Source organism: Microcoleus sp. CAWBG58 (assembly GCF_020883045.1).
Lineage (GTDB): Bacteria > Cyanobacteriota > Cyanobacteriia > Cyanobacteriales > Microcoleaceae > Microcoleus.
Genome location: NZ_JAHRFA010000006.1, coordinates 127006 through 149124, shown reverse-complemented (window position 1 = coordinate 149124; position 22119 = coordinate 127006). Strand labels below are relative to the sequence as shown.

At 45.3% G+C, this 22119-nt stretch carries 23 protein-coding genes; 11 read left to right on the top strand and 12 right to left on the bottom strand.

The window, feature by feature from the left end:
- Positions 1-589: 589 nt before the first annotated feature.
- Entirely contained in the window at positions 590-2119 is a 1530-nt protein-coding gene (locus QZ918_RS04250) for a YifB family Mg chelatase-like AAA ATPase (protein WP_293331446.1), read from the bottom strand.
- A 48-nt stretch (positions 2120-2167) separates the two neighbouring features.
- Complete coding sequence (locus tag QZ918_RS04245) at positions 2168-2413, bottom strand: hypothetical protein (RefSeq protein ID WP_293331443.1); 246 nt, start codon at positions 2411-2413, stop codon at positions 2168-2170.
- Between QZ918_RS04245 and QZ918_RS04240 the strand changes: the two genes are divergently transcribed.
- The 3 genes from QZ918_RS04240 to lnt all read left to right on the top strand — a co-directional run bounded on the left by QZ918_RS04240 (position 2412) and on the right by lnt (position 6572).
- Positions 2412-2759 (top strand): histidine triad nucleotide-binding protein, encoded by a 348-nt coding sequence (locus tag QZ918_RS04240; protein WP_293157839.1) that lies wholly within the window; start codon positions 2412-2414, stop codon positions 2757-2759. The genes QZ918_RS04245 and QZ918_RS04240 overlap by 2 nt on opposite strands.
- A gap of 647 nt (positions 2760-3406) precedes the next feature.
- Positions 3407-4489 (top strand): photosystem II reaction center subunit D1, encoded by a 1083-nt coding sequence (gene psbA, locus QZ918_RS04235; protein WP_293331440.1) that lies wholly within the window; start codon positions 3407-3409, stop codon positions 4487-4489.
- 205 nt (positions 4490-4694) lie between these two features.
- On the top strand, positions 4695-6572 hold the full coding sequence (gene lnt / locus QZ918_RS04230; protein WP_367275222.1) for an apolipoprotein N-acyltransferase: 1878 nt from the start codon (positions 4695-4697) through the stop codon (positions 6570-6572).
- A 211-nt stretch (positions 6573-6783) separates the two neighbouring features.
- Here the strand turns inward: lnt and QZ918_RS04225 are convergent, their stop codons facing one another.
- Positions 6784-7689: a bestrophin family protein gene (locus QZ918_RS04225; protein WP_293331437.1), complete on the bottom strand. Its 906-nt coding sequence runs from the start codon at positions 7687-7689 to the stop codon at positions 6784-6786.
- Positions 7690-7828: 139 nt separating this feature from the next.
- On the opposite strand from QZ918_RS04225, the gene QZ918_RS04220 reads away from it, so the two are divergent.
- Both QZ918_RS04220 and recJ read left to right on the top strand, forming a co-directional pair.
- Positions 7829-7999 carry a hypothetical protein gene (locus QZ918_RS04220; protein ID WP_293331434.1) on the top strand — a complete coding sequence of 57 codons (171 nt, stop codon included), beginning with the start codon at positions 7829-7831 and terminating at the stop codon, positions 7997-7999.
- Positions 8000-8048: 49 nt separating this feature from the next.
- Positions 8049-10136 carry a single-stranded-DNA-specific exonuclease RecJ gene (gene recJ / locus QZ918_RS04215; RefSeq protein WP_293331431.1) on the top strand — a complete coding sequence of 696 codons (2088 nt, stop codon included), beginning with the start codon at positions 8049-8051 and terminating at the stop codon, positions 10134-10136.
- 371 nt (positions 10137-10507) lie between these two features.
- On the opposite strand, the gene psb30 is transcribed toward recJ, so the two are convergent.
- Positions 10508-10648, bottom strand: coding sequence for a photosystem II reaction center protein Ycf12/Psb30 (psb30, locus tag QZ918_RS04210; RefSeq protein ID WP_293154990.1), 141 nt, complete (start codon positions 10646-10648; stop codon positions 10508-10510).
- Positions 10649-10665: 17 nt separating this feature from the next.
- Between psb30 and QZ918_RS04205 the strand changes: the two genes are divergently transcribed.
- Positions 10666-10800, top strand: a complete 135-nt coding sequence (locus tag QZ918_RS04205; RefSeq protein ID WP_293331427.1) for a hypothetical protein — start codon at positions 10666-10668, stop codon at positions 10798-10800.
- A gap of 27 nt (positions 10801-10827) precedes the next feature.
- Here the strand turns inward: QZ918_RS04205 and QZ918_RS04200 are convergent, their stop codons facing one another.
- Both QZ918_RS04200 and QZ918_RS04195 read right to left on the bottom strand, forming a co-directional pair.
- Positions 10828-11481, bottom strand: coding sequence for a Uma2 family endonuclease (locus QZ918_RS04200; RefSeq protein ID WP_293331424.1), 654 nt, complete (start codon positions 11479-11481; stop codon positions 10828-10830).
- Positions 11482-11577: 96 nt separating this feature from the next.
- Positions 11578-11781 (bottom strand): ribbon-helix-helix domain-containing protein, encoded by a 204-nt coding sequence (locus QZ918_RS04195; RefSeq protein WP_293331473.1) that lies wholly within the window; start codon positions 11779-11781, stop codon positions 11578-11580.
- A 343-nt stretch (positions 11782-12124) separates the two neighbouring features.
- Between QZ918_RS04195 and QZ918_RS04190 the strand changes: the two genes are divergently transcribed.
- From QZ918_RS04190 to QZ918_RS04180, 3 genes are all read left to right on the top strand, one after another.
- A complete protein-coding gene (locus QZ918_RS04190; RefSeq protein ID WP_293154980.1) occupies positions 12125-12493 on the top strand; it encodes a YkgJ family cysteine cluster protein in 369 nt (122 codons plus the stop codon).
- Between the two features lie 150 nt (positions 12494-12643).
- Complete coding sequence (locus QZ918_RS04185) at positions 12644-12967, top strand: ssl2009 family thylakoid membrane protein (protein ID WP_293154977.1); 324 nt, start codon at positions 12644-12646, stop codon at positions 12965-12967.
- 351 nt (positions 12968-13318) lie between these two features.
- Positions 13319-13606, top strand: coding sequence for a YggT family protein (locus tag QZ918_RS04180; RefSeq protein ID WP_293154974.1), 288 nt, complete (start codon positions 13319-13321; stop codon positions 13604-13606).
- Positions 13607-14078: 472 nt separating this feature from the next.
- Here QZ918_RS04180 and QZ918_RS04175 read toward each other — a convergent pair whose 3' ends face one another.
- The 4 genes from QZ918_RS04175 to QZ918_RS04160 form a co-directional block, all read right to left on the bottom strand.
- Positions 14079-14510 carry a hypothetical protein gene (locus QZ918_RS04175; protein WP_293154969.1) on the bottom strand — a complete coding sequence of 144 codons (432 nt, stop codon included), beginning with the start codon at positions 14508-14510 and terminating at the stop codon, positions 14079-14081.
- A gap of 129 nt (positions 14511-14639) precedes the next feature.
- On the bottom strand, positions 14640-15593 hold the full coding sequence (locus tag QZ918_RS04170) for a shikimate dehydrogenase (protein WP_293331421.1): 954 nt from the start codon (positions 15591-15593) through the stop codon (positions 14640-14642).
- A 392-nt stretch (positions 15594-15985) separates the two neighbouring features.
- The gene (locus QZ918_RS04165) at positions 15986-17353 is read right to left on the bottom strand and encodes a P-loop NTPase fold protein (protein ID WP_293331418.1); all 1368 of its coding nucleotides are present in this window, start codon (positions 17351-17353) and stop codon (positions 15986-15988) included.
- Positions 17354-17914: 561 nt separating this feature from the next.
- Entirely contained in the window at positions 17915-18595 is a 681-nt protein-coding gene (locus QZ918_RS04160) for a type 1 glutamine amidotransferase domain-containing protein (RefSeq protein WP_293331415.1), read from the bottom strand.
- Between the two features lie 332 nt (positions 18596-18927).
- Between QZ918_RS04160 and QZ918_RS04155 the strand changes: the two genes are divergently transcribed.
- Positions 18928-19959: a LysR family transcriptional regulator gene (locus QZ918_RS04155; protein ID WP_293331412.1), complete on the top strand. Its 1032-nt coding sequence runs from the start codon at positions 18928-18930 to the stop codon at positions 19957-19959.
- Positions 19960-19980: 21 nt separating this feature from the next.
- Positions 19981-20619: a type I restriction enzyme HsdR N-terminal domain-containing protein gene (locus QZ918_RS04150; protein ID WP_293331409.1), complete on the top strand. Its 639-nt coding sequence runs from the start codon at positions 19981-19983 to the stop codon at positions 20617-20619.
- A gap of 95 nt (positions 20620-20714) precedes the next feature.
- Here QZ918_RS04150 and QZ918_RS04145 read toward each other — a convergent pair whose 3' ends face one another.
- Positions 20715-21629: a HEAT repeat domain-containing protein gene (locus tag QZ918_RS04145; protein WP_293331406.1), complete on the bottom strand. Its 915-nt coding sequence runs from the start codon at positions 21627-21629 to the stop codon at positions 20715-20717.
- Between the two features lie 4 nt (positions 21630-21633).
- Positions 21634-22101, bottom strand: coding sequence for a hypothetical protein (locus QZ918_RS04140; RefSeq protein ID WP_293331403.1), 468 nt, complete (start codon positions 22099-22101; stop codon positions 21634-21636).
- Positions 22102-22119: the final 18 nt, after the last annotated feature.

The following is a 22119-nucleotide window of genomic DNA, read 5'->3' as shown; positions in this document are numbered from 1 at the left end:
GGACTCGTAAAATCTGGGCTTCTCGCTCTAAAATCGTCATGGCAAATTACGGGGAATGGCGGTACCTTCTCGTTTTAGCGGCTTTTCATCGCTCCTGTCATCTCCGCGAATAATTCATGACACTAACAATTTTTTTGTAGTGTAGAGCGATCGCTCGCAGCCGAAAAAAATCGACAATCGAGCTAGCAACGCACAGGCTAGCATATTTGAGGAGATAACTCGGAGGTTCATTTAACCAAAAACTTGTATTATAGCAATCTTTGTTTGCGCTTTGTATCATGCCCAAATTTACGCAGAGTCCAATTGTGTTAACTCAACCGTATTTATTATCAATTTAGTTTAGTAGTATATAGCGGTTATCATAAATATAAGGTACGTTGTTGGGCTTCAGCCCTATAGGTTTTTCGGGTTATAGAAGCTGTCAGTAATACCTCATCTTTCGCTAGAAACGCTATAACCTTTTTAGCGAAAGATGAAGTTTGAATGTAAATGATTTTTTTGATACGACCTTGCTTAGTATATCATCCCGATCGGAGGGCTAAAGCCCAACAACGTACCTCTATTCATGTTATTCAGAAAGGCTATAATTCTACTGCATCCGATCGATCGTCCGATACTGCACCGCCTCCCCCACATGATTAGTCTTCAAGCTGTCATCCCCGGACAAATCCGCAATAGTTCTAGCAACCTTCAAAATTCGATCGCTCGCCCGCGCCGAAAGCCCCAATTTCCGAATCGCCATCTCTAACAAATTCCGGGAAGCATCATCCAACTGACACCAGGTGTTAATGTGGCTGCTTAGCATCTGCGCGTTACACCGCAAGCCAGATTCCGACTGAAAACGGCGAGTCGCCATCTCTCGCGCCCGCTGCACCCTCACCCGCACCGGTTCCGACTCCTCCCCCGTCGCCTGTCTGGTAATTTCCTCAGGTTTCAAACGATTAACCGCCACTTGCAAATCAATCCGATCCATCAAAGGCCCCGAAAGTTTTGCCCAATATTGCTCCCTCTTTTGTGGCGAACAAGTACACTGTTGGATCGAATCACCGTAGTAACCGCAAGCGCAAGGATTTGTACTCGCAACTAATGTAAATTGTGCCGGAAACATCACCGATTGTCTGGTTCGAGAAATCGTTACATAACCATCTTCCAATGGCTGCCGCAAAAACTCCAAAACATCTCTTTTAAATTCAGTTAATTCATCCAGAAAAAGTATCCCGCGATGTGCTAAGGAAATTTCACCCGGACGCGGAAAACTGCCCCCGCCAACGAGAGAAGGCCCGGATGCTGAATGGTGAGGACTGCGAAAAGGTCGATCGCTCACCAGCATACCCTTATCCTTCAACAAACCAGCCACCGAATGAATTTGAGTCACATCCAAAGCTTCATCAAAAGTCAGCGGTGGCAAAATACCCGGCAAACGTCTCGCCAACATCGTCTTACCGCTTCCTGGCGGCCCTACAAAAATTAAATTGTGTCCGCCGGCAGCCGCAATTTCCAAAGCCCGCCGCGCGTGAATTTGCCCCTTTACGTCTTTTAAATCTAGACTCGGAAATCTGGTTTTTCCTAACTCTTCTCTAGCGTTTACTTGTATCGGTGAATAAACATGAGGATTGTTCAAAAAATCAGTAACTGCAAATATATTTTCAAAACCATAAACAGATATTCCTTTTACTAAAGCCGCTTCCGTTGCATTAGCTGCTGGTACAATTAACCCGGAAATACCCATTTTTTGAGCAGCAGCGGCGATCGGCAAAACCCCCGCCACAGGCCGCAAACTCCCGTCCAAAGAGAGTTCCCCCAAAAACAAATAATCTCCCAACAGCTCGGCACTGACCTGTTCCGATGCTGCTAAAATGCCAATGGCGATCGGCAAATCAAAACTCGGGCCTTCCTTACGCAAATCTGCCGGAGTCAAATTAATCACAATACTCCGCATCGGAAAACCATATCCCGAATTTTTGAGCGTAGCCTTAACCCTTTCTTTAGCCTCTTGCACCGCCGAATCGGGCAACCCCACAACCACAATTTTCGGCAATCCCCCCGATACATCAGCCTCCACACCCACCTTTACCGCGTCAATTCCTACGATCGATGCACTCCAAACCCTCGCAAGCATTTTTGTTTATCCTCAATTTGCCTGTCTTCGCTCCATCATCTATTATGATTAACAATGACTAATGAATATCGGAAGAGGCAAGAAAAACTTTTCGTTGCTTCTTCCTTTTCTCCTCTTCCTTCTCTCCTCCTGCCTCTTCCCCTTGTCCCTTCCGCCTTCCGCCTTCCCCCTTCCGTCTTCGCCCTTCCCAATTCTTCCGCCTTCCCCCTTCTTCTTTCTTCCCTCCTCCATACATCCGTTACATCCGTTACACAATCCGTTGCCGAACTTCCTTCTTCCTTCATTAACACCCATGACAACCCAAGAAACGCTTTTCAGCAAAATCATCCGCAAAGAGATTCCCGCAGACATCGTTTATGAGGACGACTTAGCCCTCGCCTTCAGAGATATCAATCCACAAGCGCCCATCCACATCCTCGTCATTCCCAAAAAACCTATTCCCAAATTAGCCGATGCCGAATCGGGAGATCATGCCCTCATGGGACACCTGCTGCTGACTGTCAAGCGGGTAGCCGAACAACTCGGACTCAGCAACGGCTATCGCGTCGTCATCAATACCGGCAATGACGGTGGCCAAACCGTAGATCACCTGCACCTTCACATTCTCGGCGGACGCCACATGAAGTGGCCCCCAGGCTAAAGGCTAATTTTTAGGCAAAATTTACGAACTCAGCCTCAGAAACCCGGTTTATGGCAATTGCAAAGTGCTTTATAAACCGGGTTTATAGTTGATGAATCCGGTTGATTGCGGATAATTGAGAATTTAGTGCGATCGCAAGAGCAAAGGAAGAAGGATAAGGGATGAATAGAGCCGATATCCGTCAAGCATCAATGATTTGATTCCCCTTCTGCAACTGTCAACTGTCACAGGTCAACCGTCAACGAAGAGGGCAGGCACGGGGGCACTGCCCCTACAACTGTCAACTCCCAATCTACCCAGGATATGTAAACAAATATTAAAATTTATCTGCTCAATCGCTAATTAAGATAAGTTTAACTAGAAAGAAGTTTGACCTCAACAACAATAGTTTGACTTAACTGCTGAACCAACCTACATACCAAAGACTCAGCTCTTCTGTCCGCTGTATTCTAACCGTATTTTTTCTGTAATATTACTTTGCAAACAGCGACGAAAATTCATCAAAAATCAAGTTGTGTAAAGGATTATAAATTTATTCAAATATAAGCACTAATCCCTTTGCAAACTGTTGTGAATAGTGTTACTAATATAAGCGTGGAGATTTCCACAACGAACCTTGAAAATTCAATTAAGCAATCATAAAACAAATGACAACAACCGTACAGCGTCGCGAAAGCGGCAACGTTTGGGAACGGTTCTGCGAGTGGGTAACTAGTACCGATAACCGGATTTATGTTGGTTGGTTTGGGACTCTAATGATCCCAACACTCCTGAGCGCCACCATCTGCTACATCATTGCCTTTGTAGCAGCTCCTCCTGTGGATATTGACGGCATCCGCGAACCAGTTGCTGGTTCCTTGATGTACGGCAACAACCTGATCAGCGGTGCAGTTGTTCCTTCATCGAATGCGATCGGGCTTCACTTCTATCCGATCTGGGAAGCAGCCTCTTTAGACGAATGGTTGTACAACGGCGGCACTTACCAGCTCGTCATTTTCCACTTCCTCATCGGCATTTTTTGCTACATGGGTCGTCAGTGGGAACTGAGCTACCGCTTAGGAATGCGTCCTTGGATCTGCGTAGCTTACTCTGCACCTGTGGCATCTGCTACCGCAGTATTCTTGATTTACCCGATCGGACAAGGCAGCTTTTCTGACGGTATGCCCCTGGGTATCAGCGGCACATTCAACTTCATGATTGTGTTCCAAGCAGAGCACAACATCCTGATGCACCCCTTCCATATGTTGGGAGTTGCTGGTGTCTTCGGTGGTAGCTTGTTCTGCGCCATGCACGGTTCTCTCGTTACATCTTCCTTGGTGCGCGAAACAACCGAAACCGAATCTTTGAACTACGGTTACAAATTCGGTCAAGAAGAAGAAACCTACAACATCGTTGCAGCCCACGGCTACTTCGGTCGTTTGATCTTCCAATATGCTTCCTTTAACAACAGCCGTTCCTTGCACTTCTTATTAGGTGCGTGGCCAGTTATCGGCATCTGGTTTACCGCTTTAGGTATCTCCACGATGGCGTTTAACCTCAACGGTTTCAACTTCAACCAATCGATTATCGACTCTCAAGGTCGCGTAATCAATACCTGGGCTGATGTCATCAACCGCGCTAACTTGGGTATGGAAGTAATGCACGAGCGCAACGCTCACAACTTCCCGCTCGACTTGGCCGCTGGTGAAGTCACTCCAGTAGCAATGGTTGCTCCTTCCATCAACGGCTAAATTTAGCTTTTGATTGACAAAAGCGCTCTCTCCAAAAGAGGGCGCTTTTTGTTTTGGCAAGTATAAATTAAGAAATTTATTTCCGATAGGTTTGTAGTGAGGACTTTAGTCCGCAGAAATTGATGCGGACTAAAGTCCTCACTACGAACCATAATGATATGATATATTGATTAAGAATTATTATGTTTAATTGGCAATCATCAAAGTGGCAATATTTAAAAGACTTAAATTTGAAAAATTCGCGGTTGAGAAATCTCAAATATTAGGCTGGGCGATCGCGCTTTGCAGCGGTATTTTGATGGCATTGACAACAGCACCGTTCAATGCTTGGGTGTTGGCTTGGGTAGCATTAATGCCCCTGTGGGTTTTGGTTATCAGTTATCAACGACCAATAATCACAGACAAAAAACAAAAATTTCTTCCTTCTTCCTTCTTCCTTCTTCCTTCTTCCTTCTTCCTTCTTCCTGCTCTCTGGGGAATCGGCTATCACGGATTAGCCTTATCTTGGATTATGGGAATACACCCAATGACTTGGTTGGGAGTTCCTTGGTTGCCCAGTTTGGCGATCGCACTTTTTTGCTGGATATTCATCACCTTCTGGGGAAGTGCATTAGTCACTGTTTGGGCGTGGCTATTTATAATTCTCAACTCCCTAACTTTACCACGCAAAAATCCTCTTCTTGTTCTTAACTCCCCCCCTTTACAAGGGGGGGCTGGGGGGGGTAGCTCCGATCTTATTCTTCTTAACTCCCCCCCTTTACAAGGGGGGGCTGGGGGGGGTAGATCTAAATTATCAGGGTTAACTCGCGTGTTAATTGGTACAGCTTTGTGGTGCGCCTTAGAAAGTATTTGGAGTACCAGTTCGCTGTGGTGGACATCACTATCATACACCCAAAGCCCGCACAACTTAGCCATATTGCACCTCGGTCAACTCTCCGGGCCCAGCGCAGTAACAGCGGGAATTGTAGCAGTAAATGGCTTAATTGCCGAAGCTTGGATCGAAGGAAGAGGGAAGAAGGAAGAGGGAAGTTCGGCAACGGATTGTATAGCGGATGTAACGGATGTAACGGATGGGATGAAAAAGGAGGAGGGCTTTTCGGCTTCGCTCAAGGTAAAAAGAAAGAAGAAGGGAGAAGTCCGAGGGCAGAAGTGGGTTGCTTATATTTTGCCTGCGGGTTTATTTTTAGTTTTGCATATTGTCGGCTGGAGTTTGTACGATCGCCCTTTAATTCAAGAGGCGGGAACAGCATTAAAAATTGGGATTATTCAAGGCAATATTCCTAACGAGATTAAGTTTGATTCAGGTGGTTGGCGGCGCGCTTTGGAAGGTTACACGGCTGGATACCAACAGTTAGCAGATAGGAAAGTCGATGCTGTGTTACTGCCAGAGACGGCTTTGCCTTTTATCTGGACAAATGAGTATCAGCGTTCTACTCTTTCCTTTTACCAAGCGATTCTGGAACGCGGTGTTCTGGCTTGGGTTGGAGGGTTCGGACAGGAAGGGGATAGCACGACTAATAGCTTATTGGCGATCGACAAAACAGGAGAGATTATCAGTCGGTATGATAAACTAAAGCTAGTTCCCTTAGGTGAATACATCCCTTTTTACGAAATCTTAGGCGGCATTATTAATCGGCTTTCTCCCTTAGATGCTCATTTAGTACCAGGCAATTCTAAACAATTGTTCGATACGCCCTTTGGTCGCGCCATCGTGGGGATTTGTTACGATTCGGCGTTTGCGGAAATTTTCCGATATCAGGCGGCAAATGGAGGTGAATTTATGCTCACAGCTTCCAACAATGCCCATTTCAAAACGCCGATGCTGGCTCAGCATCACGCTTTGGATGTGATGCGGGCTATTGAAACTGATAGATGGGCTGCGATCGCAACTAATACAGGTTATTCTGCTTTTGTAAATCCTCACGGCGAGACGATTTGGAAGTCTGGAATTAATACCTATGAAGTCCGAGATGCTACTATTTATCGGCGGCAAACTCGGACTTTGTACGTGCGGTGGGGCGATCGGCTGACGCCTTTATTGTTGGTTTTAGCTGGGTTAATGTGGTTGATTGCTAGAAATTAACGTTAGGCGGAAGCTATAGCCTTTCGATCTCCCATGTGAGGTACTCATGGGCATAGGGCATAGGGCATAGGGCATAGGGCATAGGGCATACCTCACCACGCTTGAGAACCGCTATAGTTAGTTAAATCTGTTGGCACGAGTCAGATTTATTAGTGAACGCGCTGCTACAGTTAACTAATAACCAATAACCAATGACTAATCACTAATGACTCTAATGCTCTTTTGGCCTAGCATGAACGCTAGGAGATAAAGTAATTAAATCGTTGATATTGCGCTGCATTGTAGCACAAATATTATCCAAAGGTAAATCATTGGCATCGTGTCCGAAAGGATTTTCGATTTCAATGCCGATTTCTTCGATACCAAACAAAGCAAAACTAATTAAAGCTACCACAGGGCCTGTCCCCCAAGTTAACTCCTTCACCATTTGAAAAGGCAGTGCCAAGCAGTAAAGCAAGAGTAGCTGTTTGAGATGAATCGCGTAGGCCAGAGGTATAGGAGTTCTCAAAATTCGCTCGCAACCGCTCAAAGCCTCAATCATGCTATTTACTAACTGATTCATCGCTGTTAGCCGATAGACATCGAGGTTATTTGCCTCGTACTGTATCGTCAAATAATCCCCAATCCAAAAAGCAATCTCAAGGGGAGGATTGTTCATTCTTTTGAGGTTTTCATACTGTTGGGGTAGCACGTAAGGCTCTATTTCTGAGCTAATGGGTTCTTGGCGCAAGTGCAATTTCATCGCTATGGCAAAAGCCACTAATAATCGCAAAGTAGACTTTTTTTTCGCTAAATCATCCGGTTCTCGATCGCTAATAGATACCCAGATTTGACGTGCCAAATTTCTGACTGCAATAATTAAGGTTCCCCAACACCTCCGGCCTTCCCAAAATCGATCGTAAGCCGTATTTGTCCGAAACACTAACAATAAGCCGAGGACTATACTGGGAACAATGCTTGATAAGATGGGCAAGGATACTGGGAGTTTAAAAAAGTACAGTACCGAAATCAACAACCCAAAACCAGCGCACAGCATGACGCGGCGCCAGATGAAAAAAATGATCGACCCTTGAAACTGGAAGGCAACTTTAAACCAGGGCCGCTTTTCTGAAATCATCACAATCTCCTGTTAAAATAAAATCCAGCAATGCAGCACTGTACGGACTTGACAAGTGTTTGCCAGACATTGTTTTCAGATGCGATCGCACTTTCACCGAATAGCAAGGGTTTGAAGCCCTTACTCAGATCGGCAGATTGTGATAAGAAGCGAGTTTAAATCTCCGTTATTATCACTTCGCTGTCAACAGTCAACAGTCAACAGTCAACAGTCAACTGTTCACCACACTGCTTTTATCCGCACAACCTTCGGATTTTACCGAAAAAACTCATCTTTGCGATCGATCGCCAATCTAATATTGAGTTCATGAGACACTTAATTATGTAAGATTGGTTATGTATCTTTAGACTTCAGCTTCCGTGCCAGAGCTACCGAAATCTGTACCCCCGCATTCTCCTCGATTGCCGAACCAACGGTGGCAAATTTATTCGCCTCAACCACAGCAAGCCGAACAGTTTGCCAATGAAATCGGTTTGTCATGCTTGCTAGCACAGGTACTTATCAATCGCGGTATCGATTCTCTCGAAGAAGTGCAAGGGTTTATCGAACCGGAATCTCTGGTTTTGCCGCCGCCACTGGATGAATTTCCCGATTTGGCTGCGAGTGTCAAATTGTTGCGGGAAGCGATTTCAACAGGCCAGAAAATTGCGATTTGCGGCGACTACGATGCTGATGGAATGACGAGCACGGCTTTGTTGCTGCGAGCTCTCAGGGCTTTGGGCGCGAATGTTGATTATGCTATTCCCAGTCGGATGCACGAAGGTTACGGGATTAACGATCGCATTGTAGAAGAATTTCATGCCGAAGGTGTGGCTCTGATTCTGACGGTAGACAACGGGATTGCAGCCTATGGCCCAGTTGCCAGAGCGCGAGAACTCGGTGTAAAAGTTATTATTACAGACCACCACGATTTGCCGCCAAAACTGCCCCCGGCTGATGCTATTCTCAACCCAAAATTAATTGCGGAATCTTCGCCCTATCGCGGTTTGGCTGGAGTCGGTGTTGCCTATGTTTTGGCGATTACTTTGGCTCAAGATTTGAAGAAAGTTGGCGGTTTGGTGAATCCGCTGCTGGAATTATTTACGTTGGGAACTATTGCAGATTTGGCGCCCCTGACAGGAGTTAACCGCCGCTGGGTAAAGCGGGGTTTGCGACTTTTACCTCACTCGCAATTAGCCGGAGTTCAAGCTTTGATTCAGGTGGCAGGAGTGCAGCCGGCAAGTGCGGAAAATTTACCTCTTTTTAATTCAAAAAGTCAAGCTAACAATACCTTAAAGCCTGAAGATATTGGTTTTCGGCTGGGGCCGCGGATTAATGCTGTGGGGCGGCTGGCTGACCCTCAAATTGTGATAGAGTTGCTGACAACGGACGATCGCGAGTTGGCACTCAAAAATGCGATGCAGTGCGAACAAATCAATCAGCGCCGACAGGAGTTGTGCCAGGAAATTGAGCAGGAAGCGATTGCTTGGTGCGAACAAAGTGCTCTTAATTTACAGCAGGAACGAGTTTTAGTTGTCGTACAACCGGGTTGGCACCACGGGGTGATTGGGATTGTAGCTTCTCGGTTGCTCGAACGTTACGGCGTACCCGTTTTTATCGGTACTTTTGAGGATGAGGGTGGTGAAACGGGTAATATCATCCGGGGTTCGGCGAGGGGAATTCCTGAATTTAATGTATTTGACGGGCTGAATTTTTGTGCGGATTTATTAACTAAATTTGGCGGACATAAGGCGGCTGGCGGTTTTTCTATGCCTGCCAAGAATCTTCAACAATTCCGCAAGCAACTGTCAATTTTTGCGAATCAATGTTTGCAGCCGGAACACCTCAAGCCGTTGGTTTCAGTAGATGTGCGAGCGGATTTGGCTGAAATTAATCTTGACCTTTACCGACAAATTGATGCTCTAGAACCTTGCGGGATTGAAAATAAGGCTCCTGTATTTTGGACGCCTAATGTTTGTATTACTGAACAAAAAATTGTTGGTAAGGGAGGTCATGTTAAACTAACTGCAACTCAAGATGAAAAAGGTTCGGCTAGTTTGAAGGGGATTGCGTGGCGTTGGGGCGAATATTTTCCGTTGCCTCGGCGGGTTGATATTGCTTACCGCTTGCGGGAAAATAGTTTTAATGGCAAGACTTCGGTTGAGTTGGAATTGTTGGGTGTCCGGTTAGCGGCAAGTGCTGCTAGTTCGAGGCCGTCGGTGTTCGGAAAAGTTGAGTTTGATTATTGCGATCGCACTTATTCTTGCAGTCTGTCTCCCGCCGGTTCTCAAGAGGAATTGAGAATTCGCAATTCTCAAGGGCAAGTTTTGGTTGTTGAACCCGGACAAAGTATCGGTTTGTTGGGTAAATCCCGCCAGGATGCTAGAGAAGTCGATGTATCTCTACCTTTTTTCGAGAATTTGATTCAAACGGCTAAACACGCCCTCGGTATTCGATCGCAAATCTAAATTCATCGCTGTAAAAATTAGGGAAAATTCGCCCAAAAACATGTACCAGCCCCAACACAAAGGTTAGGCTCGAATCCACAATTTGATATCAAAATTCAACGTCGCAGATTTACTGCGCTGCAAGTCATATCGTGTCCGGTCGATCGACGCACTATAAAATTGGTTCGTAGTGCGGACTTAAGTCCGCTCGCTTGTTGCGGACTTAAGTCCGCACTACAAACGGTTTTTTATGGTAATCGACCGGACATGATATCAATCTAAAATCTAAAATCTAAAATCTAAAATTGACTTGACTGGCGATCGATACTGTGGGAATTTGGAATTTTAAATTATCCAAAACTCCCAACAATCGATCGCCAGAGGTGGTATAATTACAGGTCGCCGCCTTTAGCTGCCAACAGAAAAATTACGATCGGGCCAGAAAGTACGACTGCTGCAAGCAAAGCTACTTGAATAATGAGCTGCAAGTTTACAGGGCCGCCACCGTTAAAAAGATCCGTTATAAAGTCCATGTGTCCTCCTGACTGTATTGAGTAACTCTAGATCGATAAGAAAATCCGTTTCTGATTTTACCGGGCGATCGACCCTATTTTTTAAGGAAGTTTACAAAAGTCAACAAAATGTAAAGAACGATCGACCTGCGGGCGATCGCAAATTCGGCTAAAAAACCGTCACTTTGGGCGATCGTAAATTAGCCTGGTAGATCGATCGGCCTGCTTGGAGGCAAACCAGCCCGAAAAATCGACTCAGCAGTCAACCTCAATTCTGGGAAAGCCAGCGATTCAACTCTGTCATCGCCCCGAAACTGCTTTACCTCGTACTCTCCATCTACCAACTGGCAAACCGAAAGGGTGGGTTGCTTGGGATTGCCAATGAACTTGCGGCCGCCTAAACCCAAATAGTCCACAATCCAATATTCAGGGATGCCCATTTCTTCATAATCAGCAAATTTGAAATGGTAATCATCTTGCCAGTTCGTGCTGACGACTTCCACAGCCAGCCGCACCGAAGAACCCATCGTGATAATAGATTCCTTTTTCCAGCGCTGTTCGTTTGCCAGGGCGGGCAAATCCAGAACGATTACATCTGGCTGATAACCTGCCTCGTTGCGGACGGGTTTGAGCAGGTACTCTTTCGGTACGAAATAGGGCAGTTGTTGCTGCCGAATCTCTAAAAATACTTCGCCAGAAATAAATCCGGCTACGGCTGAGTGGTCACCAGTTCCTAGAGGCATTTCGATAATTACTCCATTGTGTAGTTCGTAGCGGCGGACAGAGTTCTCTGGATACCAGGCTGCGAACTCGTCAAAAGAGACTGTTTTGGGGATTGTTTGGGCTTGGATCATGGTGTTATTCCTCCTTTGCTAGATATAGAATAGATATTAGCCAGCGTCCTTACTTTCCTTGCCCTGTTTAGGTTTGGTAGTTGGCGGGGGTTTGGTTTATGTGAGTCGGGAGCTATCAGATTCACTCGGAGGTGCGCTGGCTTGATCTGACGATCGTTTATTCCTCTCTATCAAGGCTTTCTTGACCAAGACAAGAACCAGTTGAGGAATGGAACGAAATTCAGAATCAGCCCAAATTTTTAACTCCTTGTACTCGTCAAAGTCAAAGCTGATGGTAGTTCTTGGTCGCTTGGTAGCCATATCGCCCGGTTGTCTATACATATCAACATTATCCGCGACTCTCTACCGAGGCTTTAATTTATCATCAGGTACATCATACTTGACAAGTGATGTACTTGTATATCTTTATAACACTCACAGCCTAAAAATAGCCAGCCCCAAGCATAAAACGTTCATCCGTAGACGAACCAGGGCTTGATGCCTTTCTCGGAGAGTGTTCGCAAGTCAAAAATCTAACCGTCTTTTCGCGAATTCCTCCTGCGGTGCTGGCACTTGGTATACTTGAAAGGCTTTAATCTCTCTTAAATTTGGGCATTTTCCAGATAATGCTCCGAATCTAAAATCTAAAATCTAAAATCTAATTATGGCTACTTGGCGTTGCGTAAAGCAGTGCGGTGCTTGTTGTTACCTAGAACCAACAGAGCGCCCTGACCTAGACGAGTATTTATCTACAGAGCAATTGGCGCTCTACTTGAGCTTAGTGGGAGATGACGGTTGGTGTATAAATTTTGACAAAGAGACGAGGGAATGCGGAATTTATGCCGATCGCCCGCAGTTTTGTCGGGTAGACGAGGAAGTGTTTCAGGATATGTACGGAATTGAGCCTGCTGAGTTGAACGATTTTGCGATCGACTGCTGTTTGGAGCACATTGAAGATATGTATGGCGATCGATCTTTGGAGATGATTCGCTTCAACTCTGAAGTTGGAATTATCACCTTACCCGACAATTAACGGACTTGATGCCCCTGTGAGCTTTGTGCTTCCGAAGCATTTTTCAATCTAAAACCTAAAATCTAAAATCTAAAATGCTCTCCAGGTCGATCGCTCCTGAGAGTGTCAAAATAGACAAATCAAGGAAATATCGCGCAGATGAGTTGAGTCATGAGCAATCGAGAGGGTTTTACAGGCGGATTTATTGCGGGAGCCGCAGTTGGGGGCTTGGTGGGGGCTGTTTTGGGTGCGGTGCTATCCAGGCGCGCTGCTGAAGCTTTGCTGAGCGATCCTTCCGATGCCAAGATCAGAAAGATGCGCCAGAGGAAAGCCAGCCAACTCGAAGCCGAAGGGATGGAAGTAGCAAGGCTGAGTTTGGAAGATAAAATTGCCCAGCTAAATCAAGCAATTGATGACGTGCGACTGCAACTCGGCGATGTCAACGGTAACGCGACAGCCCACAACAGCGAAGGTTCGATCGCCCAAGACTCCTGAATAAGATTGAAGATTTTAGAGCACTCCCGGAGTAGAATGCGGGCGATCGACCAACTGTCGCACATTTCTCTGTTCAACTTTCCCATTAAAAACCAAGGCAAAAGGAAAAAGGAACCACAAAATTGCTCAGCCTCTACCCTCAGTGCCTTCCCTCTCCCGCAGCTATGCTAAACTCAAAGTTAAAGTGTCTTTCATTCAGTTGACAGTTGACAGTTGACAGTTGAGGGCAACCTCTACCTGGAAGTCCGAGGATTGGAGTAATGAATCGTCTTCTTTTAATTTCTCCCTAAAACGAAGAGGCTTTCAACCAATTATTTCTGGCAAACTTTACTCAAACGAGAACCAAAATTTATGAGTTATTCCATAGGCCTTTTGGCAAACACGCTAGCGACATTTCTGCAAATCTATATAGCCCTGATGATTATTAGGGTACTGCTAAGCTGGTTCCCTAACATCAATTGGTACGATCCCCCGTTTTCGATTTTGAGTCAGTTAACAGATCCTTATCTAAATCTCTTCCGCTCAATTATTCCCCCCTTAGGAGGGATTGACTTTTCTCCAATGATTGCGTTTTTTTTACTTCAGTTTGGATCGCAATTTCTAATCGGTCTTTTGGGCAGCTTGCAAACCGCTTTTTAGTGAGAAAAGCTGATTTTTTTCAAGCATCTAGTCTCAACCGCTGGCAGATATTGCCCGTCACTAAAATTTGAGATTGGAGATTTTTACACGAACTCCCCAGTTTTTTACCGGGGAGTTCTTCGTAGATGAGAGTTGAGAAATTGAAAGCAATTCAATCACCTCATATCATGTCCGGTTGATTACCATAAAAAACGGTTCGTAGTACGGACTTAAGTCCGTCCGCTTTCCGGTGGCGGACTTAAGTCCGCACTACGAACCTATCTAATTGCGGTTAATCCATCGGACACGATATCAAACATAGAATCTCACTGAATAGCAGGGGTTTGAAGCCCTTACTCATCAAGGCAGATTGCGATCGGAACGGAGTTTAAATCTCGGTTCTGATCGCTTCGCTGTCAACTGTCAACAGTCAACTGTCAACTGTCAACAGTCAACTGTCAACTGTCAACAGTCAACTGTTTAAATCGTTTGACTAACGGCGAACGACGCCAGTAAAACCTGTAGCTTTAAACTGCTTGAGCTGCAAAGGTGTTCGTTGATTGGCTGCAACCGAAATTCTGAGCTGAAAATCGCTAATTCCAGGAGGAACTTCTTCGATAGAACCTAAGCGAGTCCGGTTTTGCATCACTGGATTTTCATCTGCATCATAAATGCGGCCAAAAATATCAGCATTAACGACAGGTTTGCCGCTCGTATTTTCAGCTTTCCCAGTAATCAAAAAGCAATTAGCTTCCATAGAGCTACCGCTGGTAACTGTGCCTTCTGCCATTTCTGCCGGACATTCGCGATAAGAAAGATCGGAAAGTTTAATTGGCGTGAGAGCCCAAGCTGGTGGAGTGATTACCAAACTCAAAATTGCGATCGCGCAAGTGGCAAAAAGAAGACCGATAGCTCGAAATTTCATAAAATTGCAGCGTAAGTATATTTTACTCAGCTTAGCGCGAATTCAAGGTCAAATTCTTAACCTCCTCGGGGAAACAGCACTGCCGTGTCCGGCTCCCGGAGGAGACTGCATTGCTGTAGGGAAACGGCATTAGCCTAAGCCTAAATGTTGGCGCAAGGCTTGGCGCATTACATCCACAGGGACGGATTCTGTCTCCAGCCAAATTTTCAAGGCTGCTGCTCCTTGTTGAACTAGCATTTCTAGTCCGTCAATCGGAATTGCGCCGCGAAGCTGTGCATCTTTGAGAAACTGAGTAGGATTCGGGGTGTAAATGAGATCGTAAACGATCGCACCTGCGGAAATTCGATCGAGCGCAGCAGCAGCAACCGGCGACTTTTCCCCGTGCGGGTGCATTCCTACAGGAGTTGTATTCACCAGCAAATCCGCCTGCGAAATCAACATTGACAAATTATCCCAACTATGCACCTGCAAATTCTGCACCGGCATCGGAGAATTAACCCAACTCTGCTGAAATTCCGCTAAATTGGGGGCGCTGCGGCCGACAACGTGAATCTCTGCAAATCCCAATTGAGCGCATCCAGCCACAACAGCCCTCGCCGCCCCGCCATTCCCCAAAATTACCGCTACTTTCTGACTCCAATCGGAACCCGGAGATCCCCCTAAATCCCCCTTAAGAAGGGGGACTTTGACAGTATTCTCCCCCCTTTGTAGGGGCGGTGCCCCCGTGCCCGCCCTGCTGTGTAGAGGCGCGAGAAAGCCTTCTACGTCGGTATTTGTGCCACACCAACCTTTGTCAGTGCGGTAGACGGTGTTGACTGCGCCGATCGCCCGGGCGATCGGAGAAACCTCGGCCAGCAGCGGTAAGATTGCCTGTTTGTGAGGAATCGTGATGCTAAATCCCCGAAGGTCGATCGCAGCAAATCCTGCCAGCGCAGCCTTTAAATCCTCTGGTTTTACCGGAAACGGCAGGTAAACAAAATCGACACCCAAGTGAGAAATGGCAGCATTGTGCATCGCCGGCGACAGAGAATGTGCGATCGGATAACCAATTACTCCGAGCAGTTTAGTAGTGCCTTTAATCATAGTTTGAAGGAAGAAGGAAGAAGGAAGAAGAAGGAAGAAGGAAGAAGGAAGAAGAAGGAAGAATAAAACGGCGTTGCTGATTTACGGTATGAAAGGCTAAATAGGTCTGTCATAGAAACCAGTATCCACAAAGGTTTTGGATTTTAAACTTATTTTTTTCATACCATGATTAAGCAAGGCCGAATAAAACTAATTTTTGTAAATTTATTGTACAGCTTTTTTTGGGCAGATATTTAAAATTATTATTCAACTCAGTTACATAAAACTATGGACTTGTGTGCAGGTAAAATGGTTTGTCGTGAGGACTTTAGTCCGCTCATTTATGCGGACTAAAGTCCTCACTACAAACCTAGTTAATTGGGCGTCTTTAATCTTTTACGAATAAAAGTTATTTAGCCGCATTTTTCTGTATCCCGAAACTCCTTCGCGTCAGCCAAAATCGGATTGACATCAAACCAGTAATCCTCGCCGTAACGGTACTCAAATACCCAAAGACTGCGGAGCAAAATTTGGTATTTAGTTTCACCATTCACTGTTTTGGTAGCAGATACTTGGCGCAGCAATTTCCACTCATCCGCTTCGATCGCCAAAGTAAGCTGGTGACGGCGTTGGACAATCACATTTTCCAAAGTTTCCCGCGACACAGGAGGGTCTTGTTTTTGCAGACAGCTATAGAGTAGTTGTAACAAATTGCGAACGTGACCCCCGCTAACTCGACAGAGGCGATCGAGAGTTTCGGCAGAATCGAAAATTTTGCCAACCAAAGCATAGCGCTGCGACGCCTCCACCGTCGGAAAAGCCCGCGCCAGAACCATCTGTCGCAGCAATTCGACACCCTCTGCACACTCAGAAGCGTCATTCAATTGCACCGGCACCATCGGCAAAACCTTTGGATCTACCCCGAAGCGATTGCTAAGCTGACCTAAGTCGTTAGAGAAAATCAGCACCAAAGGAATTGTATACACGACATGACAGTTTAGTCTTGCCAACTGCTCTCCGCGATCGACAAACAGATATTCCGGCTGCATCCGCCCCGTTGGTTTCGCGCACAGGTGTATGCGATCGAGATTGTCGATAATTACCACAAGTCCCTGTTTACCTTGGCGCTTGAGTTCTTGATTAGCCGGTTCGAGCAACTCCTTATTGAGCGCATCTAAAATTACATTAGTCCGCGGCTCCAAATATTGCCGTAACTCCGATCGCAAATTCGGAGCATCTTTCGCCTTAGCCGTAATTTTGCCAATACCCAAAGACAAAGAAAACTCTCCATCCGTGCTAGCATTTACCTCACCCAAACCGGGGACAGAAGCTCCCGCTTTCAGATCTATTTGAGTTTGAAAAACATCAGCAACGCCCTTGAGCAAAGCTTTAAAACCCGTCGGTTGCAGCTTGATTTTCATTTTCTCAATGCTTTCGCTCACCTGACGCGCCACGCTCAACAAAATGTCAGTGATATCGACATCAGCCATGTCTAAATCTTTACTCGACTCAAAATAAACCACATGAAAACCTTGCTCCTGCAATTGAGCTTGCAGCCGCAGCAATTCTGTGGATTTCCCCGAGCCGATGTGACCGGTAAATAATTGACAGGTAGGTACATCCGGCGAGAGACGGCTGATGGTGCGCTCCAATTGTTCTACGATTGTGCCGCCCCGCACTGACGAAAAATCGATATAGTATTGTCGGTCTTCTTGATTTGCTACTGCCAGGGTGTAGCTGGGATTGCAGGCCGTATAAAATTTCTGTAAATTTAGTTCCATACCCTGTTCTCTGTTTTATAATATTATGCCCTAAGAGCTTCTTCATTGAGCAATTTGACCAATCCGCACAAATTCCTAGTTTTTTTTAATGTTTTACTTGTTTGTCAATATCTAAATGTATATCGGAATCCGCAATTAGAAATCCCACCTATTTTTTGCAGTCACGGAATGAACAAAAGTCAGTAATAACTTGATTGGATCGAGCGTGAGGACTTGAGTTATGTCTAAAATCCGAGGACTCAAGTCATCACCACTAACAGATTGATTGCGGAGAATTTGCCGAACAGCATCTGACACAGGCGATCGCGAATTTGTCGGCTAGAATCAAAGACGAACAGTGGGCGGTAATGTTCTCCAGTAAAATTGGGTATTTGAGTAGGGTTAACCGAATGTAGAAAGGGCGAGCACTTGCACTCGCCCCGATCGATTATCTAGTGAAGATTGGCGGGAATCTCCAACCTCAAATTTAATTGCATCAGCAAATCCCGTAACAGATTTCTCACCGAGCAAGATTAATTTGCCGAAACTATTGGCTGTACCGATTCACCAGAATTCAAAGTGCTATTTTGCATTAATTAATTCTACCATTCGTTCGCCTACACCTGCGGCGGAAGCGGGATTTTGACCTGTGACGAGTCTCTCGCTCGCCACAACACAGGCTTGAAAATTAGGAACCTTGGTAAAATTCGCCCCGCGTTCGATTAATTTTGACTCCAACAAAAACGGCACTATGTCAGTCAATCCCACAGCCGCTTCCTCTTCATTCGTAAAAGCGGCCACAGTCTTGTCAGCAACCAGGTATGTACCGTCAGACAGCTTAATATTGACTAACGCCGCAGGCCCGTGACAGACAGCACCAACAACGCCACCTGCTTCATAAATAGCAGCAGCAATCTGGGCCAGTCGATCGTTATCAGCGAAATCCCACATCGTCCCGTGTCCGCCAGCATAGAAAATAGCGCCGTATTTTGCGGGGTCAATTTGTGCGGGATTGAGCGTATTTTCGACTCGCGAAACTTGTTCCGAATCGTCTAAAAAAGCCTTATTTAGGGGGTCTTCCAAATCAATCCCAACCATCGGAGCCTTCCCGCCTTGAGGACTCACAAAATCTACCGTTAATCCAGCGCGATTAAATGCGTCCAAGGGATGGGTTACTTCTGGGAGATAGAAACCAGTTTCTTTACCAGAATCGCCCAGTGTATCGTGGCTGGTCAAAACAATCAGAACTTTTTGGCTAGTCATAATTTATGCCTTTTGCGGATGTCTTTGTGCTTGTTATTTTCATCCTAGGTCGAATTCATCTAAAATACAAATTATAAAAGTTGCGTCTAACTATAAATATATTTATGCAATACTTCGGACATTTTTAGATCTAATCGAGTATCTCAAACCCTTGATGGCTATAGGGATGAGTATTTTTTCAATGTTTGAGTCTAGCCCGCTCGTTTCAAAAAAACATTAAAAATGCCAGGGCTTACGCTGTAACGCTTACAGAGTCGTTGAAAAACTGTCCGAAGTATTGTTTATGGCAACTCCCAAGGTGATAATACCAATTCACTAGGTCGCTGCACTCCATGAGAAGCCTTACATCCTTTCCGGTAAAGGATTTATTCAATGCAGCTTCACCGAAAAATGGCATAACGCCTTCTTCCATCCGTTACATCCGCTACATAATCCGTTGCCGAACTTCCTTCGTCATGATTAACTTTGAGTGGTATCGCAGCTTTATCGAGGTTTACCGCGTGGGAACCGTATCCGGGGCGGCCCAAGTTCTCCACCTCACGCAACCGGCTGTCAGCCAACACCTTGCAGCCCTAGAGTCAGCTTTGGGAAATCTGTTGTTTCAAAGGACTCCGAGACGGATGGTGCCGACGGATGCGGGAAAAAGACTGTATACTCAAGTTGTAGGTGCGATCGAGAAACTCGAATCAATTCCCCACAAAAACTCCACCGCCGAAACACCGCAAACCATCAGAATCGGTACAGCGCAAGAATTTTTCACAGAGCAAATACTGGGTAAGTTACCCCAGGACGATTCCCTACGGGATAGCTTCGCTTCACGCACTTTTTACACGATACAATTTGGATTAACATCAGAATTAATCCAACAACTCAAAGCCGGAAAGCTAGACATCGTAATTGCTACTCAAAAAATTACCTTGTCCGACATTGAATATGAATTGCTATTCGAGGAGAACTTCTGGCTAGTCGGGCCACCCAATATTGTAATTCCTATCGCAGAAGGAATCAGTCAAGCAGATTTAAACCCACTATCTCAATGGCTGTTAACCCAAGATTGGATTGCTTATAGTGAAGAATTGCCCATCGCCCGCCGATTTTGGCGCGTCGTATTTGGCAAAAGAATCGACGTTCAACCTAAATTAATTATCCCCGATTTAAGAGCAATTAGACAAGCCGTGGAATGCGGATTTGGCTTTAGTGTTCTGCCCGATTACTTGTGTGCAAATTCGGTGACAGAAAATCGCTTGACACTTGTCCTCAAACCTGCACAAGCTGTTACCAATCGGATTTGGCTGGCTTTTCGGAAATCCGAAAGACAGTTACCAAAAATCAAACGGATGTTAGAATTGTATCAGTTTCAATGAATAAGATTTAAGCGACAACTAATGGCAAAAGTTATTGCAGTTACAGAAGCTATTAAAAGTCTGGCTGAGGCTGAATCAAAGTTGAATTTGAGCCGAACCGAGGATGAGGCTTTTTTTACAGAATGGCAATCCGAATTGCCAAGTCTCAGCGATTCTGAACAGACTGCTTTAGACACGCTACGACGTAGATTACTATATCATAGAGCCGATGGAGAATTATTAGAAGGGGCAGTGACATTGCTGGTAGCATCACCTTTGTTGGAATTGGCGGGATTCTACGATCCACCTTTCAGGATGAAAGCTGAAGCTGCTATCGAAATTGTCATTGATGATGGGGAAGAAACGATGCGCGGACGAATTGATATCTTGATTTTGCTTCAGCAGCTTTGGGTAATGGTTTTGGAGTGCAAGAAGACTACGATTTCCACGCGATCGGCATTACCCCAAGCATTAGCATACATGATGGCAAATCCTGATTTAGATAAACCGAGATTTGGGATGTTGACGAATGGCGATGATGTGTTATTTGTGAAACTGATGGCTCAACCTACACCCGAATACGGGTTATCGCGGGCATTTTCGATTTATACTGTACGAAGTGAATTGCGATCGGCTTTTCAAGTTTTGAAGCATTTAGGACAAGGTATCGCTACTGCCTAAGTTTTGTTTTGGATTGATTGCTGTGGGCGATCGCTAAAAGATGTCAAATCAGTTCTATCAAATCTAAAATTGATAGACCGGATTCGGCTGTTGATTCATCGATCGCCAATAATCTCAAGCAGCAGCGAGGATTCGTTGCGAACTTCAGATCCTCCATCTAAAAGTAGAGAATCAATTACTTGTCGATCGCATAAATCAATATAATCATCATCGAGTTGAGAGAGTTCAATAGCCGCCAGCAAACCCGCCAGTCGCTCCTCATCAGAAGCACCTACAACCATTCTATTAATAGAAGTCAGCAAAATGCGATCCGGCGGTGAAATAGTTTCTACAAGTTCAATGGCTGTCTGTCGCACGATCGAATGCTTGTCTCCCAGACACAAAAACATCCACTCTAATAATACTTCGTCACCATACCAAAATTCCTGATGTCGTAGCTTGCCTAATACTTCCAGGGCGATCGCCCTTACATCCCATTCCTTGTCAGCAAGCAAGCAACCCAGTAAAGGAGCAACAACAGGATTATCTAATTCTCCCATTTTTACAGTAGCATTATATCTAACATCATTGCGTTCTGAAAGTGTATCAGCAGCAGCCTTTGCCACTTCCGAAGGCCATTTCATATCATCTTGGAAAAAGTCTCCCAAGATTAAACCATCGTCCCAAAAACTATTGGAAAAATTTGGCTGATGTTCTTCTGATAGAAAGTTTATGTGAGAAAATTCTACTGATAGATTTGTGCCGATCGCATTTCTAAAATCCGTTGGGCGATCGGCTTCATCAGAAAAACAGCCAATAAATTTTGTTTCATATAAATTTGCTCCTTGAAAAGATGTTCCATTCAAGCGACAACCAAAAAACTCACATCCCGATAAATCTAATTTATCAAAGATACAACCTCTTAAATCGCAACAGATTAGAGAATCATTAGGTGCGATCGCAAATGGATGCAGCTTGCTTTGCCAATCCATTCCTATATAACGACTGCGCTTGCTGTCTAACTTAAGCATTACTTTATTTCCCCAATTGTTCTTTCCAACGTTTTGCCCATCTGGGAATCTCCGGTTCATCGCTGTTTCGGTAATCATCAGCCCATTTTAGCGCCTCTTCCATCTTGACAATTTCCTGCTCAATTTTTTGCTGTGCTTCAGAGGGCAACTTGTCTAAATGCCTCCGAAGTCCTTTAATATACTGCTGGCACTTTCCAGCATGGAGAGTGCTATCTTTTAGCGACTGCGGTGGATTCCCCGCGCCTCCTTCAAATTGTTCCTTCATTACCATGAAAGCACAACTTCCATCACCATACTCTGCGCCCTCCCTGTAAAGGTCATTCATCACTTCCTGAGCTTTATCTACTGCTATAGCTTCTCCACGCGGTAGCCAAGTCTCTCGATTTTGAATTAATTGAGCCTCTGAGGTTGTAGGGAGAGTTCTGAGTTTTCTCAGTGGATTTGATTGCTCGTTATCGCCCTTTGGATTCATTTTAACTAAATTCTCAAT

What these genes read in the sequence shown, in the direction of transcription:
- QZ918_RS04175 (WP_293154969.1), bottom strand. Translation starts at nt 14,510, where the DNA reads ATGAAATTTCGAGCTATCGGTCTTCTTTTTGCCACTTGCGCGATCGCA.
- QZ918_RS04185 (WP_293154977.1), top strand. Translation starts at nt 12,644, where the DNA reads ATGAGCAATCGAGAGGGTTTTACAGGCGGATTTATTGCGGGAGCCGCA.
- QZ918_RS04160 (WP_293331415.1), bottom strand. Translation starts at nt 18,595, where the DNA reads ATGACTAGCCAAAAAGTTCTGATTGTTTTGACCAGCCACGATACACTG.
- QZ918_RS04170 (WP_293331421.1), bottom strand. Translation starts at nt 15,593, where the DNA reads ATGATTAAAGGCACTACTAAACTGCTCGGAGTAATTGGTTATCCGATC.
- QZ918_RS04155 (WP_293331412.1), top strand. Translation starts at nt 18,928, where the DNA reads ATGAGAAGCCTTACATCCTTTCCGGTAAAGGATTTATTCAATGCAGCT.
- QZ918_RS04225 (WP_293331437.1), bottom strand. Translation starts at nt 7,689, where the DNA reads ATGATTTCAGAAAAGCGGCCCTGGTTTAAAGTTGCCTTCCAGTTTCAA.
- QZ918_RS04240 (WP_293157839.1), top strand. Translation starts at nt 2,412, where the DNA reads ATGACAACCCAAGAAACGCTTTTCAGCAAAATCATCCGCAAAGAGATT.
- QZ918_RS04180 (WP_293154974.1), top strand. Translation starts at nt 13,319, where the DNA reads ATGAGTTATTCCATAGGCCTTTTGGCAAACACGCTAGCGACATTTCTG.
- QZ918_RS04245 (WP_293331443.1), bottom strand. Translation starts at nt 2,413, where the DNA reads ATGGGTGTTAATGAAGGAAGAAGGAAGTTCGGCAACGGATTGTGTAAC.
- QZ918_RS04145 (WP_293331406.1), bottom strand. Translation starts at nt 21,629, where the DNA reads ATGCTTAAGTTAGACAGCAAGCGCAGTCGTTATATAGGAATGGATTGG.
- QZ918_RS04165 (WP_293331418.1), bottom strand. Translation starts at nt 17,353, where the DNA reads ATGGAACTAAATTTACAGAAATTTTATACGGCCTGCAATCCCAGCTAC.
- psbA (WP_293331440.1), top strand. Translation starts at nt 3,407, where the DNA reads ATGACAACAACCGTACAGCGTCGCGAAAGCGGCAACGTTTGGGAACGG.
- QZ918_RS04195 (WP_293331473.1), bottom strand. Translation starts at nt 11,781, where the DNA reads ATGGCTACCAAGCGACCAAGAACTACCATCAGCTTTGACTTTGACGAG.
- psb30 (WP_293154990.1), bottom strand. Translation starts at nt 10,648, where the DNA reads ATGGACTTTATAACGGATCTTTTTAACGGTGGCGGCCCTGTAAACTTG.
- QZ918_RS04250 (WP_293331446.1), bottom strand. Translation starts at nt 2,119, where the DNA reads ATGCTTGCGAGGGTTTGGAGTGCATCGATCGTAGGAATTGACGCGGTA.
- QZ918_RS04140 (WP_293331403.1), bottom strand. Translation starts at nt 22,101, where the DNA reads ATGAATCCAAAGGGCGATAACGAGCAATCAAATCCACTGAGAAAACTC.
- QZ918_RS04200 (WP_293331424.1), bottom strand. Translation starts at nt 11,481, where the DNA reads ATGATCCAAGCCCAAACAATCCCCAAAACAGTCTCTTTTGACGAGTTC.
- QZ918_RS04150 (WP_293331409.1), top strand. Translation starts at nt 19,981, where the DNA reads ATGGCAAAAGTTATTGCAGTTACAGAAGCTATTAAAAGTCTGGCTGAG.
- QZ918_RS04190 (WP_293154980.1), top strand. Translation starts at nt 12,125, where the DNA reads ATGGCTACTTGGCGTTGCGTAAAGCAGTGCGGTGCTTGTTGTTACCTA.